At 59.8% G+C, this 834-nt stretch carries 1 protein-coding gene; it reads right to left on the reverse strand.

The window, feature by feature from the left end; translation table 11 throughout:
* On the reverse strand, nt 1–834 hold an 834-nt coding region (locus BI292_RS11685; protein WP_178076571.1), incomplete at both ends, for an immunoglobulin-like domain-containing protein.

The following is an 834-nucleotide window of genomic DNA, read 5'->3' on the forward strand; positions in this document are numbered from 1 at the left end:
AGTGATGGTTGCCTGAACAGAGCCGGCGTCTTTGTAAACGTCATCGGTCGGAGCCGCAACGGTCGCGGTGCCGGAGGTTTTGCCGGCGTCGATGGTGATCACCGCGCCGTTCGACAAAGTAACGGTAACCGGCGAGCCAGCGGCGTTGGTCAACGTGGCGGTGTAAACAATCGAACCACCTTCAGCCACCGAACCAGTAGCGCTCAACGAAAGATTGGTCGTGTCGGTAGTGTCAGTGACCGTGGTGGTGACCGGGGTGTTATCGGCTACGAGGTTCTCGTAGTTGCCGCCGGTTACGCCGGTGATCGAGTTGTTCAGCGCCGCTTGGCCGACCAACGCATCGTTCGGTGCGACGAAGTTCACAGTGCCGGTGGTGTTGCCGACTTCGATGGTGATCGTCTGACCATTCGCCAATGACACGGTCACCGGGCTGCCAGTCACTGGCTGGCCGACGGTTGCGGTGTAAACCACTGTGCCGCCTTCAGCGACGGAATCAGTCGCGGTCAGTTTGACCGTCGAAGTGTCGATGGTATCGGTCACTTCGGTGACGGCTGGAACGGTGCTTGGTACCAGGTTCTCGAAGTTGCCGCCGGTCGCCGAAGTGATGGTTGCCTGAACAGAGCCGGCGTCTTTGTAAACGTCATCGGTCGGAGCCGCAACGGTCGCGGTGCCGGAGGTTTTGCCGGCGTCGATGGTGATCACCGCGCCGTTCGACAAAGTAACGGTAACCGGCGAGCCAGCGGCGTTGGTCAACGTGGCGGTGTAAACAATCGAACCACCTTCAGCCACCGAACCAGTAGCGCTCAACGAAAGATTGGTCGTGTCGGTAGTGTC

It is taken from the genome of Pseudomonas sp. 43NM1 (assembly GCF_002836905.1).
Classification (GTDB): Bacteria; Pseudomonadota; Gammaproteobacteria; order Pseudomonadales; family Pseudomonadaceae; genus Aquipseudomonas; species Aquipseudomonas prosekii.